Source organism: Nesterenkonia sandarakina (assembly GCF_013410215.1).
Lineage (GTDB): Bacteria > Actinomycetota > Actinomycetes > Actinomycetales > Micrococcaceae > Nesterenkonia > Nesterenkonia sandarakina.
The window spans coordinates 2,477,096-2,490,998 of record NZ_JACCFQ010000001.1 but is presented as its reverse complement, the minus strand read 5'-3'; the positions used below and the strand labels follow the sequence as shown (position 1 = coordinate 2,490,998).

Annotated in this window: 11 protein-coding genes; 6 read left to right on the top strand and 5 right to left on the bottom strand. The window is 66.7% G+C overall.

Annotated elements, in window-relative coordinates; all coding sequences use genetic code 11:
- Positions 1–102 precede the first annotated feature (102 nt).
- Positions 103–1,482, bottom strand: coding sequence for a dihydrolipoyl dehydrogenase (gene lpdA / locus HNR11_RS11445; protein ID WP_218849695.1), 1,380 nt, complete (start codon positions 1,480–1,482; stop codon positions 103–105).
- Positions 1,483–1,624: 142 nt separating this feature from the next.
- Positions 1,625–3,214, bottom strand: coding sequence for a leucyl aminopeptidase (locus tag HNR11_RS11440; protein WP_179442427.1), 1,590 nt, complete (start codon positions 3,212–3,214; stop codon positions 1,625–1,627).
- Positions 3,215–3,413: 199 nt separating this feature from the next.
- Between HNR11_RS11440 and HNR11_RS11435 the strand changes: the two genes are divergently transcribed.
- From HNR11_RS11435 to HNR11_RS14110, 3 genes are all read left to right on the top strand, one after another.
- On the top strand, positions 3,414–4,586 hold the full coding sequence (locus HNR11_RS11435; RefSeq protein ID WP_179442425.1) for a PAC2 family protein: 1,173 nt from the start codon (positions 3,414–3,416) through the stop codon (positions 4,584–4,586).
- Positions 4,587–4,710: 124 nt separating this feature from the next.
- Complete coding sequence (locus HNR11_RS11430; protein WP_179442423.1) at positions 4,711–6,144, top strand: DUF4192 family protein; 1,434 nt, start codon at positions 4,711–4,713, stop codon at positions 6,142–6,144.
- A 184-nt stretch (positions 6,145–6,328) separates the two neighbouring features.
- Positions 6,329–7,759: an RNA polymerase sigma factor gene (locus HNR11_RS14110; protein WP_425488276.1), complete on the top strand. Its 1,431-nt coding sequence runs from the start codon at positions 6,329–6,331 to the stop codon at positions 7,757–7,759.
- 131 nt (positions 7,760–7,890) lie between these two features.
- Here HNR11_RS14110 and HNR11_RS11420 read toward each other — a convergent pair whose 3' ends face one another.
- Complete coding sequence (locus tag HNR11_RS11420) at positions 7,891–8,112, bottom strand: DUF7455 domain-containing protein (RefSeq protein ID WP_179442419.1); 222 nt, start codon at positions 8,110–8,112, stop codon at positions 7,891–7,893.
- A gap of 232 nt (positions 8,113–8,344) precedes the next feature.
- Here HNR11_RS11420 and HNR11_RS11415 point away from each other — a divergent pair, with 232 nt between their 5' ends.
- Positions 8,345–10,426, top strand: coding sequence for a DNA gyrase subunit B (locus HNR11_RS11415; RefSeq protein WP_179442417.1), 2,082 nt, complete (start codon positions 8,345–8,347; stop codon positions 10,424–10,426).
- 196 nt (positions 10,427–10,622) lie between these two features.
- Positions 10,623–11,606 carry a heme o synthase gene (locus HNR11_RS11410; protein WP_179442416.1) on the top strand — a complete coding sequence of 328 codons (984 nt, stop codon included), beginning with the start codon at positions 10,623–10,625 and terminating at the stop codon, positions 11,604–11,606.
- Here HNR11_RS11410 and HNR11_RS11405 read toward each other — a convergent pair.
- Complete coding sequence (locus tag HNR11_RS11405) at positions 11,581–12,000, bottom strand: hypothetical protein (protein WP_179442414.1); 420 nt, start codon at positions 11,998–12,000, stop codon at positions 11,581–11,583. The two genes, HNR11_RS11410 and HNR11_RS11405, sit on opposite strands and share 26 nt — an antisense overlap.
- Positions 12,001–12,294: 294 nt before the next feature.
- Here HNR11_RS11405 and HNR11_RS11400 point away from each other — a divergent pair, with 294 nt between their 5' ends.
- Positions 12,295–13,098, top strand: a complete 804-nt coding sequence (locus HNR11_RS11400; RefSeq protein ID WP_179442412.1) for a GAF and ANTAR domain-containing protein — start codon at positions 12,295–12,297, stop codon at positions 13,096–13,098.
- Positions 13,099–13,156: 58 nt separating this feature from the next.
- Here HNR11_RS11400 and HNR11_RS11395 read toward each other — a convergent pair whose 3' ends face one another.
- The gene (locus HNR11_RS11395) at positions 13,157–13,891 is read right to left on the bottom strand and encodes an IMPACT family protein (protein WP_179442410.1); all 735 of its coding nucleotides are present in this window, start codon (positions 13,889–13,891) and stop codon (positions 13,157–13,159) included.
- Positions 13,892–13,903 lie beyond the last annotated feature (12 nt).

Here is a 13,903-nt window from a genome sequence, read left to right as displayed (position 1 = left end):
ACTCCTACTCTCAAAGTTCGACTCAGCCTCGCGGCTGGATTCTTGTCTCAACGGGCGGTTCTGGAAGGGGCCCCGGAGGTCCGGGGAGGGGTCAGGGCTGGGTCAGCCGTGCAGCGGGTGGCCGAAGAGCGCCATCGCCGCTTCGCCCATTGCTTCGTTCTGCGTGGGGTGAGCGTGGAGCAGGGTCGCGACGTCCTCCGGGTAGGCCTCCCAGTTCACGATGAGCTGGGCCTCGCCCACCTGCTCGCCGATCCGGGTTCCGATCCCGTGCACTCCGACGATCGGGCCGCCCTTGACGCCGACCATCTTGATCAGACCGCCGGTGCCCAGGATGGAGGACTTGCCGTTGCCGGCGAGGTTGTACTCGGTGATCTCGATCTGGTCCTTGCCGAACTTCTCCTCGGCGGCGGGCTGCGTGTAGCCCACCGACATGATCTCCGGCTCGCAGTAGGTGACCTTCGGGATGTTGATGTCTTCGACGATCATCGGATTGTTCCCGGCGATCTCCTCGGCGACGAAGATGCCCTGCTGGTAGCCGCGGTGGGCCAGCTGCAGTCCCGGGACGATGTCGCCGATCGCGTAGATGTTCCCGACCCCGGTGTGCAGCCGCTCGTCGGTGATGACGAAGCCGCGGTCCAGGGTGATGCCCTGATCCTCGAAGCCGAAGCCCTCGGTGACCGCGCCGCGACCGACGGCGACCAGGCAGATCTCCGCCTCGAAGGTCTTCCCGTCCTCCAGGGTGACCTTGACGCCGTCGTCGGTCTCCTTGACCTCGTTGAAGAAGGTCCCGGTGTTGAAGGTGATGCCGCGCTTCTTGAAGGTGCGCTCGAGCTGCTTCACGATCGAGGGATCCTCATTGGGCACCAGCGAGGGCAGGCCCTCGATGATGGTGACCTCGGTGCCGAAGGAGGTCCAGGCCGAAGCGAACTCGCAGCCGATGACTCCGCCGCCGAGCACGATGGCCGACTTCGGGGTGTAGTCGAGCTTCAGGGCCTCGGTGGAGGTGATGATCTTCTTGCTCAGCGGCAGACCGAAGGTCTTGGAGGTGGACCCGGTGGCCAGCACGATGTTCTTGCCGGTGTAACGGGTGCCGTCGACCTCGATCTCGTTCTCCGAGACCAGCTTGCCCTCACCGGAGATCACGGTGACCTTGCGCATCTTCAGCAGCCCGCTCAGGCCCTTGTACTTCCCGGCGACGATGCCGTCCTTGTACTCGCGGACCTTGGCCATGTCCACGCCTTCGAAGTTCATCTTCACGCCGTACTTCTCCGAGTTGCGCGCCTCATCGGCGAGCTCCGCGGAGTGCAGGTATGCCTTGGTCGGGATGCAGCCCCAGTGCAGGCAGGTGCCGCCCAGCTTGTCCTTCTCGATGAGGCCCACGGTGAGTCCGTGCTGGACCGAGCGAAGCGCCGCGGCGTAGCCTGCGCTGCCCCCTCCGAGGACGAGTACGTCAAATTCCTGAGGCTGGTCGGCCACTGTCATTGCTCCCTTGCATCGAGTGAGACGTGAAGATCCTTGTTCGGTCTGGAAGGGCTCCTCGACGGACCGCGGGGTCCGCCGAGGCCCCCTTCCAGGTGTTCTCTGCGATCAGCCTATCGCTTGTGCGCAGGCATCAGCCACTGGGTCAGCGGCTCAGGCCTTCGAGGTAGCTGATCAGTGTGCGCACCATCACGCCGGTGCCCGATTTCGGGGTGTATCCGTAGGCGCCCTTCTCGTTGAACGCCGGGCCGGCGATGTCCAGGTGGGCCCAGGGGATCCGGCTGCTCTCGGGATCCAGCGGCTCGGCGCTGGCGCCGGAGCGGTCTCCGACGAACTCACGCAGGAAGGCTGCCGCGTTCATCATGCCGCCGAAGCGATCACCCAGGTTGGTGAGGTCAGCCACCTCGGAGTCGAACCCGGAGCGGGCCTCCTCGGGGATCGGCATCGGCCACAGGCTCTCGCCGGACTCCTGGGAGGCCATCATCAGGGCCTCGCGCAGGTCTTCGTTGCCCATCACGCCGGTGGTGCGCACACCCAGCGCGATCATCTGCGCGCCGGTGAGCGTGGCGACATCGATGATCGCATCGGGCTGCTCGGCTGAGGCGGCGACGATCCCGTCGGCCAGGACCAGTCGGCCCTCGGCGTCGGTGTTGAGCACCTCCACGGTCTTCCCGCCGTGGATGGTGATCACGTCCTCGGGGCGCTGCGCGGTGTCTGAGGGCATGTTCTCCGCGAGGCAGAGCCAGCCGGTCACCTTCACCGGCAGGTTCAGGTCCGCGGCTGCCCGGACGACGGCGGCCACGGTCGCGGCACCGCCCATGTCCAGCTTCATCGTGGTCATCGCCGCGGCGGGCTTGAGCGAGAGCCCGCCGGAGTCGAACGTGATGCCCTTCCCGACCAGGGCGATGTGTGCCACCGGCTTGGCGGGGGAGTGTTCCATCCGGACCAGACGGGGCTTGCGGGAGGATCCGCCGCCTACACCCAGGATGCCGCCGAAGCCGTCGCGCGCCAGCTCCTTCTCACCCCAGACCTTGATCTTCAGCTTCCCTGCCCGGGCGGTGCCGCCCTGCTGCGCCGGGGCCTTGGTCCGGTCTGCCAGTTCGGCAGCGATCTCGGCGAAGCTCTCCGGGTAGAGGTGGCTGGGAGGAGTGTTCACCAGATCCCGTGTGGCGCGGACCGCAGAGCCGACGACGGCGGCCCGGTCGATCACCGGACGCGTCTGCTTCTCCTTCAGCTCGGTGAGCACCAGGATGCTGCTGACCGGGGTGGCCGAGCGGGCCTCCTCGGAGCTGCGGAAGTGGTTGAACGAGTAGGCGCCGATCGCGGCACCCTCAGCGATGGCTCCGACCTGCTCCACGGTGGCCGAAGGCAGGGCCAGGGCCACGGAATCGATGCTGCCGAGCTGCCGGATCGCTGAACCGGCGGCGCGACGCAGCGCCTCCAGGGTGACCCCGCCGGTGGGCTCTCCGGTCAGCGGCCCCACGCCGATGAGCACCAGGGTCTCCGACTTGAACCCGTCGATGCCGGGCAGCCGCAGCAGCTGATCTGCGGCGCCGGTGGCGCCCAGTGCCTTCAGCGAGTCGGCCACGCCCTTGGCGGCGTCGTCGGCGAGCGGGTTGGGCAACAGGATGGGGCCCTGGGGTCCCTTGGCGACACCGAGCACCAGTGCGTCGGTGTCGGTCTTCTCGACAGAGGTGGAGACGGCGGTGAGGCTGGGCTGGAAATCGTGGATCACAGTGGTCCTGTCTGATTCCGCGGGTGGTGGAATCGGGGTATGTCGTCTTGGTTGTTCTTGATAATCGATCCTAACCACAATCCGCGTGGGAATGCCCGCAGGTGGCATCCTGTTGTATAGACGACTTGCCGAGCTGTCCAGGGCGCCCCGTAGCCCCGGTGCAGTTCGGCTCCCCCATATCGGAAAGAGGACCCCTCAGGTGAAGGACCCCCTGGATCTGCTGCATGTCCACCCCGCAGCCGAGGGAAGCGAAGAGTCGGATGCTGCCCGCAATCTCGGTGCCCAGGACGGACATGAGTCCAGCGTGAGCGCCGAAGGCGGCGCCCTGGTGCTGCGCGGAGACCAGGCGCCTGCCGAGCAGCTGAGCCTGTTGGTCTCCTGGTCGGGGCACACCGATGCCGGCAGCCTCAGCGAGCAGCTCTCCGAGTCTCTGCTCGGGGCGCTGCCGCACCGCAGGCTCGCCAGCTTCGATGTGGATGAACTCTTCGACTACCGGTCTCGGCGTCCGCAGATCACGTTCACCGACAATCGGTTCAGCAACTTCGACGCACCCTCCCTTGAGCTCTACGAGGTCCGGGACGCGTTGGGCCGGCCGTTCCTCCTCCTGACCGGGGATGAGCCCGACTACCAGTGGGATCGGGTCTCCTCGGCGGTGCTGCAGCTGGTGGATCGGCTCGACGTGAAGCTCGTGGTGCTGGTGGATGCCCTGGGACTGCCGACCCCGCACACCCGCCCGATCGGCGTGACTGCCCACGGCAATCGAGAGGACCTGATCGAGGGCATCTCCACCTGGGGCCCCAGTGCCCAGATCGAGGCCGGACTGAGCCAGTTCCTGGAGCTGCGGATCACCGAGGCCGAGCGGGACGTGGTGGGCTACACCTTGCACGTCCCGCACTACCTCGCGGGCGGCCGCTTCCCGCATGTGGCTGTGGCCGCGCTGGAGTACGCCGGGGCCGCACTGGAACTGATGCTGCCCACCGATGAGCTGCGCGAGGCCTCCCGCATGGTGGAGCAGGATATCTCCCGGCAGGTGGCGCAGAACACCGAGATCCAAGGCATGGTCGAGCGCCTGGAGCGCAACTTCGACGAGTACGCCACCCCGCAGCAGCGTTCTCTGCTGGTCAAAGACGACGACGCCGTCCCGGACGCCGAGGAGCTCGGTGCGGCCGTGGAGGCCTACCTGCGCCACCACGATCCCGCAGCCGACGCCGAGGCCGCGCGCGCCGGATCTGACTCCGAGGATCCCGGCAGCGGAGATCCGGCGGCAGGCGCCGGGGGAGCGGCCCCCGAGACACAGGGCGAGCAGCCGGACCAGGCCCAGGCCGGGGACCCCGACCAGGCGCCGGCCGAGGACCCCGACCGTCCTGAGTGAGCCAGCGGTGCTACACCGGGGCGGGTCTTCCCCAGGGGGCAGCCTGAACGGGGGCCCGGCGGAGCTTCTGCACAGTCGGAGCCCTGAAGATCCGCGGCACGGGTGATCCCCGGACCCTGGATGCATGGACGCACACACCGACTCCCCGCATCAGCGTGATCCCCTGCAGCAGGGCCGAGGCCGGCGCATCGAGCCGGCGCCTGGGAAACCAGCATCGACGGATCCGGTGTTTCTCGAACCAGCGATGCCCAGCCGCGGTCCGCTTGAGATCCAGGACCCCGGTGACTGTCTGGCACTGCTCAGACATACCTTCTCGAGCCCGCCGCGTGACTCGCTGGTCGTCGTGGGGCTGCTCGATGGCGCCACGGGTGGACACATGCGCATCGACCTTGCGCCCGCCCTGCGGGAGCCGGTCAGCTCGGCCAGACTGATCGCAGACTGTCTCGCCGGAGAGGGCTCGGCGCCGGCGCCCGAGGCGGCCCTGGTGGTGCTGATCGGGGAGGTCGATCCCTCCCCAGAGCAGGATCGCACCTGGCGGGCGTGCCTGGATGCGCTGCGACTGATGCTGGAATCCGAGTATTGCGTCCGAATCGTGCAGGTCTGGTTCCTCGCGGGCGGGCATATTCGTGATCCCCGCTGCCCCGATCCCCAGTGCTGCTCGCTGCCGGGTCGACGGGTCGCCGATCTCAGGATCCCACTGCTGGCCTCACCGGCTGATGCAGGGTCCGGGCCCGAGGCATGGCCCCTGGGGAAGACAGCCCATAGATTCCTGGACGGTGCGCCCCGGGCGGATCCTGCGATGGCTGCGCTGCTGAGGGAGCTGCGCGCCGATCGGGAGGGGTCCAGTGGTTCCTTCCACGGTCGGCGGCTCCTGGAGAGCTGGGATCTGGCTCTGCGATGCCAGGTCGCCGCGGCGCAGAACACCGGCCTGCGGGAGGCCCCCGGCGACCTCTCCGAGGTGCCGGGGCAGGCGCAAGGAGAGGCGCAGGGGCAGGTGCAGGTGCAGGGGCCAGCCGGTGCTGTCTCCGCGGCGCCCGAGGATCCGCGAGCCCGGGCCGCGTGGTTCAACAGGCTGCTCGGGCAGCTGCGTACCTCGTTCGGTCGCGACCTCTTGATTCCGCTGGCTGCTCTGGGCTTGGACCATGCGCTCCTGGGGCTGGAGCAGGCCCAGCCTGACCCCGAGCGTGGTTCGGCCGAAGATCCGAGACTGCGCGACTACGCGGGATCATTCCTCGGCGAGACGTCCAGCCGTCCAGACTGGGACCGGGTGGACGCACTGGAGACGGTGCTCCGTGAGCTGGTCCCATATGCCCGGGAGGAGGAACGGGAGAACCTACTTGCACTCATGGCCTGGGTGGAATGGGCCAGGGGTCGCGGGACGGCGTCGGGTTCATTCATCGACCGTTGTCTGGAGGAATTCCCGCACAACGAGTTCAGCCGACTCATCGAGGAGCTGATGCGACTCAAGGGGGTGTCTCGCTGGGCACGGGTCAAGCAGCACAGCTGGTCCTGGGGTCGGGGATCGAGGGGTTCGCGCCCGGAGCAGCGTCTGGAATAGCTGGTGGAAAAAACTCTCAGATTGGGAATGCGCGCGGAACACGCTATGTTGTCAAGTATTAAGACCCTGCAACCATCTGCGGGATCGTGCCCGTCCGGGGAGCCTTTGACAGCTCCTCAGGCGAGTGCGATTTCCACAATGGCCTTGACAGGGTCATAGGTGTGTTGACCGGCAAGTTCATCGCATCTGCATCACATGTCTAAGTCGGAAGGTCACCGTGCCCACTACTGCGTCCAAGTCCACCGAAGAGAACGCGGCCGCTGCAGAGGCTGAGAAGAAGACGCCCGCCAAGAAGAGCACTGCAGCGCGCAGCACCGCCGCGAAGTCCACCGCCGCGAAGAAGAGCTCCACCTCCGCCAAGGCGCCTGCAAAGAAGGCCCCGGCTGCGAAGACTGCGGCGGCCAAGGCGGCTCCTGCGGCAGCCACCGCCAAGGCACCGGCGAAGAAGACCGGTGGCCGCAAGAAGGCCGCTGATCCCGTTGACGAGGTGCTCGCCGAGGTCGACGCCGAGGAGACCGCGGCACCCACCGCCGCCCTGGAGAAGGCCGTGGCGAAGGCTGTGGCCGACGGAGAAGACCCGGAGGCCATCACCGAAGAGTCGGTGAAGTCCAAGGACGGCGACGAGGAAGAGTCCAAGGGCCGCGGCTTCGTGATCTCCAACGCCGATGAGGACGACGCCCCGGCGATCCAGGTGGTCTCGGCCGGTGCGACCGCCGACCCGGTGAAGGACTACCTGAAGCAGATCGGCAAGGTCGCGCTGCTCAACGCGGAGCAGGAGGTCGACCTCGCGCTGCGCATCGAGGCCGGACTCTTCGCCGAGCACAAGCTGGCCAAAGAGAAGATCACCGACCGGCGACTGCGCCGCGACCTGGAGCTCGTCGTCGCGGATGGCAAGCGCGCGAAGAACCACCTGCTCGAGGCCAACCTTCGTCTGGTCGTCTCCCTGGCCAAGCGGTACACCGGACGCGGCATGCTCTTCCTGGACCTGATCCAGGAGGGCAACCTCGGTCTGATCCGCGCCGTGGAGAAGTTCGACTACACAAAGGGCTTCAAGTTCTCCACCTACGCAACCTGGTGGATCCGTCAGGCGATCACCCGCGCCATGGCGGACCAGGCGCGCACCATCCGCATCCCGGTGCACATGGTGGAGGTCATCAACAAGCTTGCCCGCGTGCAGCGTCAGATGCTTCAGGACCTGGGCCGCGAGCCCACCCCGGAGGAGCTGGCGCAGGAACTGGACATGACCCCGGAGAAGGTCGTCGAGGTCCAGAAGTACGGCCGTGAACCGATTTCGCTGCACACCCCGCTGGGTGAAGACGGCGATTCTGAGTTCGGGGACCTGATCGAGGACTCCGAGGCCGTCGTCCCCTCAGATGCGGTGAGCTTCACGCTGCTTCAGGAACAGCTGCATTCGGTCCTGGACACCCTTGCCGAGCGCGAGGCCGGGGTGGTGGCTATGCGATTCGGTCTCACCGACGGTCAGCCCAAGACCCTCGACGAGATCGGGAAGGTCTATGGCGTCACGCGTGAGCGGATCCGCCAGATCGAGTCCAAGACCATGTCGAAGCTGCGCCACCCGAGTCGTTCCCAGGTGCTGCGCGACTACCTCGACTGAGCCTGCGATCGACCCACGCCCGGTGCGTCCATCCGTGAGACGGGGGCACCGGGCAAAGAGAAAGGGTGCGGACCGGATGACTCCGGTCCGCACCCTTTCTCTGTACGTTCAGCTGCTCTGTGTGCTCCGCCCTACTTGGCGGTCGCGAGGCGATCTGACTCGTCGATCCACTCGATGGTCTTCGGTCGCAGGGAGTCCTCGACCGCCCGAGCGTGATGATTGCAGAAGAGCAGAACGCCGGCGCCGGATGACAGCGCGGCCCGCACATAGGCCTGTGCTCCACAGCGGTCGCAACGGTCAAGGGCAGTCAGGGTAGTGGGCTGGTTGTCCAGGGTGCCAGTTGTGCCGGTCATGCTCTTCGCCTCCTCAAGGTCAATGCTCCAGAGCTCCGGAGGCCGGGTCGTCCCGACTCAGGATCTCTTGGTGTTCCATAGAACCATGAACCGAGCGGTTTCATTCGCACTTGCAGCACGAAACCGCTGTGCTTTCGCTGTGCGCGTACCGGCTTCGGCGCTTCTGCGGGGCTCCGGCGCCGCCCGACACTACGATGGCTGTGATCCCATCACCAGCACAGGAGGACACTGCGTGGCGAAACGCTCGGAGTACGACGCGAGGCATCTCTCGGTGCTCGAAGGTCTCGAAGCCGTCCGCAAGCGTCCTGGGATGTACATCGGCTCCACGGATTCGCGTGGGCTCATGCACTGTCTGTGGGAGATCATCGACAACTCGGTGGACGAGGCGCTTGCCGGCCACGCCTCCACCATCAGCATCACCCTGCACCCGGATGACTCGGTCGAGGTCAGCGATGACGGCCGCGGGATCCCGGTAGACATCGAGCCTCGCACCGGCCTCTCCGGTCTGGAGGTGGTCTTCACCAAGCTCCACGCCGGCGGCAAGTTCGGAGGCGGCTCCTATAACGCCGTGGGCGGTCTCCACGGAGTGGGCGCCTCAGTGGTCAATGCGCTCTCGGCACGCCTGGACGCACAGGTGACCCGAGGCGGCAAGGTCCACCAGCTCTCCTTCCGACGCGGTGAGCCCGGCGTCTTCTCCGGATCCCGGCCCGACCCGGACGCAGAGTTCACCCCCGCCGTGGATGGTTCCCCGTTGGACGTGATCGCCAAGGCCAAGCGTGGCGTCACCGGCACGACGATCCGCTACTGGTCCGACCGGCAGATCTTCACCTCCGATGCGGTCTTCAACGATGTCGAGATCGCCAATCGGGCTCGGCAGACCGCTTTCCTGGTTCCGGGGCTGCGCATCACGGTGCGCGACGAGCGCGGTGCCGAGCCCGTGGAAGAGGTCTTCCAGTACGACGGCGGTATCAGCGAGTTTGCTGAACACCTCTCCGCGGACGCGTCCGTGACCGACATCTGGCGCATCCAGGGTCACGGGAAGTTCACCGAACGGATCCCCGTGCTCGCCGCTGACGGCCGCAGCCATATGGAAGACGTGGAGCGGGACTGTGAGGTGGACATCGCCCTGCGCTGGGGGATCGGCTACGAGACCACTGTGCGCAGCTTCGTCAACATCATCGCCACGCCCAAGGGCGGGACCCACCTGACCGGTTTCGAGCAGGCATTGCTGAAATCGCTGCGCAAGACGGTGGAGTCCAACGCCCGCAAGCTCAAGGCCGGCAGCGACAAGCTTGAGAAGGATGATGTGCTGGCCGGACTCACCGCAGTGGTCACAGTGCGCATCGCCGAACCCCAGTTCGAGGGGCAGACCAAGGAGATCCTCGGCACCCCGGCAGCACGGCAGATCGTCTCCAAGGTGGTCAGCAAGGAGCTCGAGACCCGACTGGGATCCACCAAGCGCGGTGACAAGCAGCAGGCCACCGCGGTCTTGGAAAAGGTCGTCGCCGAGATGAAGTCCCGCATCTCGGCGCGCATGCACAAAGAGACCCAGCGCCGGAAGAACGCCCTGGAGACCTCCTCGATGCCCGCCAAACTGGTGGAGTGCCGATCCAAGGGCGTGGCCGAGACCGAGCTGTTCATCGTGGAGGGGGACTCGGCGCTGGGCACCGCGAAGCTCGCCCGCTCCTCCGACTTCCAGGCGCTGCTGCCCATCCGCGGCAAGATCCTCAACGTCCAGAAGGCCTCGGTGGCGGACATGCTCTCAAACACCGAGTGCGCCGCGCTGCTCCAGGTGATCGGGGCCGGTTCGGGGCGATCCTTCGACCTGGAGGCCGCCCGCTACGGCAAGGTGGTGCTGATGACCGACGCCGACGTCGACGGCGCCCATATCCGGACCCTGCTGCTCACGCTGTTCTTCCGCTACATGCGCCCCATGATCGAGGCTGGTCGTGTCTTCGCCGCTGTGCCGCCGCTGCACCGGGTCGAGGTGATCCACCCGGGCCGGAAGGCCAACGAGGTCAAGTACACCTACTCGGAGGCCGAGCTGAATCAGCTGCTGGCCCGCCTCGAGCAGGACGGGTTGAACTATAAAGAGCCGATCCAGCGCTATAAGGGCCTCGGTGAGATGGACGCAGACCAGCTCTCGGAGACCACCATGGACCCGCAGCACCGCGCGCTGCGCCGAATCCGGGTACAGGACGCGGAGGCCGCTGAACGCGTGTTCGACCTGCTGATGGGGTCCGTGGTCGCCCCGCGCAAGGACTTCATCATCGAAGGCTCGCAGGCGCTGGATCGCGACCGCATCGACGCCTGAGTGCAGGTGAGCCCCGCCAGGGCTGAGCGGCCTGGCGCGCTGCGAGAGCTGCGCCGGCCCGTTCACACACCGCAGTGATTTCTACCTGGTGTAGAAATAAATCGTCGAAGAGGCCGGTTCGCCCTCATGTGCCTTGGTCCGACCGGTACACTGAACGACGACGACGAGTGCACCTCGACCCCATGTGAGCTGAGACGTGACCCAACAGACTTCTGTCGCCCGAACCGGCGATTCTGCAGCCCGAGCAGCCTCTGCTGCCCAAGGCGCGGCGGACGAGCAGCCGCAGTGGCGACGCAAGGTGGCCGCCTACTGGTCGCTGACCAAACCGCGCGTCATCGAGCTGCTGCTGGTCACCACCCTGCCCACGATGTTCTTCGCTCAGCAGGGAGTTCCGGACTTCTGGCTGGCCCTGGCCACACTGGTCGGCGGTGCCATGGCGGCTGGTTCCGCCGGTGCCTTCAACTGCTATATCGATCGCGATATGGACAAGCTGATGAACCGGACCAAGAAGCGTCCGTTGGTGACGGGGGAGCTCAGTCCACGGGAGGCGCTGATCTTCGCCTCGGTCCTGGGCGCCGCCGCGATCGCGGTCCTCTGGTTCGGGACCAATCCGCTGGCGGCCGGTCTCGGGGCTGCCGCCATCTTCTTCTACGTCGTGGTCTATACGATGATTCTGAAGCGACGGACCGAGCAGAACATCATCTGGGGCGGTATCGCCGGATGCTTCCCGGTGGTCATCGCCTGGGCTGCGGTTCGCGAGACCCTCGAATGGCCCGCTGTGGTGCTGTTCGTGATCATCTTCCTGTGGACCCCGCCGCACTACTGGCCGCTGTCGATGAAGTATCGGACGGACTACCAGACTGCGGATGTCCCGATGCTGGGCGCCGTGGCCACAGCGCAGACGGTCTCGGTCCAGGTGGTGCTCTACGCCTGGGCGACCGTGATGTGCTCGCTTCTGCTGATCCCGCTGGGCTGGGCCGGGATCACCTACACCGCGTTCGCGCTGGTCTCAGGAGCATGGTTCATCTATGAGGCTCACGTGCTGCATCGGCAGGCTGAGGACGGCACGCTCACGGACAAGAAGGCCATGAAGGTCTTCCACCTCTCGATCCTCTACCTCACCCTGCTCTTCATCGGGCTCTGGGTGGACCCCTTCATCGGGTCCCCCCTGATGGGCTGATCCTCGCTGCGTGGATCATCTGGTGCTCTCGACGCCAGGCGCTGACGCTCTCGGGAACCAAGATGCCCGCTGGCTCATCACCATCCATCACCAGCTGCGGCCGGGTGAGGTCTACGACCGAGCTGACCAGCAGCTCCCGGACTGGGGTGTTGCGTTGCAGCGGGTGATCGGTGGTCCGCACCAGACCCGCGCAGCGTCTCCTCGACCAGCCCTGCGGATTCCGACGCTGGGACTCGATGAGATCCGCGTACGTGATGAGCCCGGTGGCCCGGTAGGACAGGTTCAAGACCACCGCCGGGTCGGACTCATCGAGGACCTGCGCAGCGTCGGCCAGCGACCGGGTGCCCAGGATGGTGGCACCGATGGGTGCCATGATGTCTCCGATCTCGGTCATGGCCACACTCCTCTCGGGGCACTGGCGAACCGTCTGTAACCCCGAGGCGACCGGTGCGTAGACTCTCGAGATGGAAGCCAAAGGGCTGTGCGGGGCGCCGAGCGGTGGGCGGACCATGTGCTCTCCCGCGGTTCAGGAGGGGAGCCCACCGCTGAACTCGTTCCTCAGTGTAGCCACTGAGCTCTCTGCCGGGAACCCGTCAGGCATCCCTCTGACCAGACCGAATGCCGTCAAGTTTTCAAGTAAACTGGGCGGGCCGTCGCGGCGCCACCCACGTTCGGAGCGGAGGTCACCATGAGTACAGAGTCCAAGCTTGGCGAGGAGTTCCTGGACACCGGCAATGTCGACGACGCCGTTCTCGACGCCATCGACATCAAGGCCCCGGACCGGGACGTCCCTGCGGATCTGCAGGTGCTGCTGCAGCAGGACACCGACCTCTCCGGCTTCCTGCATGGGCTGGCGCAGGTCTCCGCCGAACGGTTCAGCGGCACCCAGCCGGTGCTGTGCAGCATCATCCTGGATCGGGCGAAGCGCAATGTCGTGGTCGCCGCCAGCAGCCCGGAGGCCGCCCGTCTGGACGAGGTGCAGGCCGGTTTCGACGAAGGACCGTGCCTGGAGGCTCAGCGGACCAATACGGTGATCAGTGTGGCGGACGTGCGCACGGAGCGCCGCTGGCCCGGTTATATGGCCGCTGTCCGCGAATTCGGGATGCGCAGCGTATTAGCTGTCCCACTGACCCTGCAGTCTGGGGCCGCGGCGGCGATGAACCTCTACACCAGCACGCCGGAGGCTTTCGGGCCCGCGGAGATCGAGGCCGCGCAACGCTACGCCGAGCTCGCATCCAAAGTCGGCGTGATCGCGCTGCGGCTGGCAGCCTATTCGGAGAACGCGGCCCACCTGAAGGCCGCCATGGAATCGCGTACCGCGATCGACATCGCCATCGGAGTGGTGATGGCCCAGAACCGCTGCAGCCAACAGGCGGCCTTCGACATCCTGCGACAGGCCTCGAGTCACCGCAACGTGAAGCTTCGGGTGCTCGCCGAGGAGCTGGTGGCCTCGGTGGGGCGCGCGTCGGCCTCCACCGTCTTCGACACCTGATCCGGCCGGCCAGGGCTGCGGGGGAGGGACGGCGCCTGACTCACCAGCCGCTGCCGCGTCACCGAGGACGGTCCACCCAATGCGCAGTGCTCGGCTCCGGAGCCACCGCTCCGGCGCTGAGTGCCGCGATCCTGCGGTGCAGGTCAGCGACCTGGGTCTGTGAATCCGGGACCGAGAGCCGGATACGGGCGTGAGCGCCGTCGTCGGTGTAGACGGTCTCGGTGACCAGCACACCTGCGGCGCGCAGCTCGTGCTCCCAGCGTCCCGCCTCGGAGATCGGCGCCGAGACCTCGAAGCCTCGCATCGGAGCCCTGACCCGCAGCTGCCCCTGCTCCTGGGCGCCTCGCAGCGCGCCGGACACCGCATCAGAGTAGGCGCTGACCAGTCCACCGGGGCCGAGCAGGGTTCCGCCGAACCAACGCAGCACCACGGCGGTCACATCGCTGAGATCCGCAGCGCCGTCGGGCATCTCTGACTTCATCAGCGCCGCGAGGATGGGTGCCCCGGCCGTGCCGGAAGGCTCGCCGTCGTCATGGGCGCGCTGGATCCTGCGTTCCGGGCCGAGCACCCAGGCGCTGCAATGATGTCGCGCGTCTGGGTATGCCCTTCGCAGCTCCTCGACCCACGCCTGCGCGGATGCCTCACTCTCGGAGCGGACCAGATGGGCGCGGAACTTCGAGCGTCGGCGCTCCACCTCGTGGGTGATCTTAGCGGTCGGACTCAGCACGGTATAGGGACGAGCATGCTCCGGGCTCGACGACCCAGCATCGGGGCCAGGAGTGAAGGTGGACATGTCCCAGCAGTC

Bases quoted from the DNA above. Each gene is read 5' to 3' on its own strand.
- HNR11_RS11430 (WP_179442423.1), top strand. From the start codon at position 4,711: ATGGACGCACACACCGACTCCCCGCATCAGCGTGATCCCCTGCAGCAG.
- lpdA (WP_218849695.1), bottom strand. From the start codon at position 1,482: ATGACAGTGGCCGACCAGCCTCAGGAATTTGACGTACTCGTCCTCGGA.
- HNR11_RS11405 (WP_179442414.1), bottom strand. From the start codon at position 12,000: ATGACCGAGATCGGAGACATCATGGCACCCATCGGTGCCACCATCCTG.
- HNR11_RS11400 (WP_179442412.1), top strand. From the start codon at position 12,295: ATGAGTACAGAGTCCAAGCTTGGCGAGGAGTTCCTGGACACCGGCAAT.
- HNR11_RS11395 (WP_179442410.1), bottom strand. From the start codon at position 13,891: ATGTCCACCTTCACTCCTGGCCCCGATGCTGGGTCGTCGAGCCCGGAG.
- HNR11_RS11420 (WP_179442419.1), bottom strand. From the start codon at position 8,112: ATGACCGGCACAACTGGCACCCTGGACAACCAGCCCACTACCCTGACT.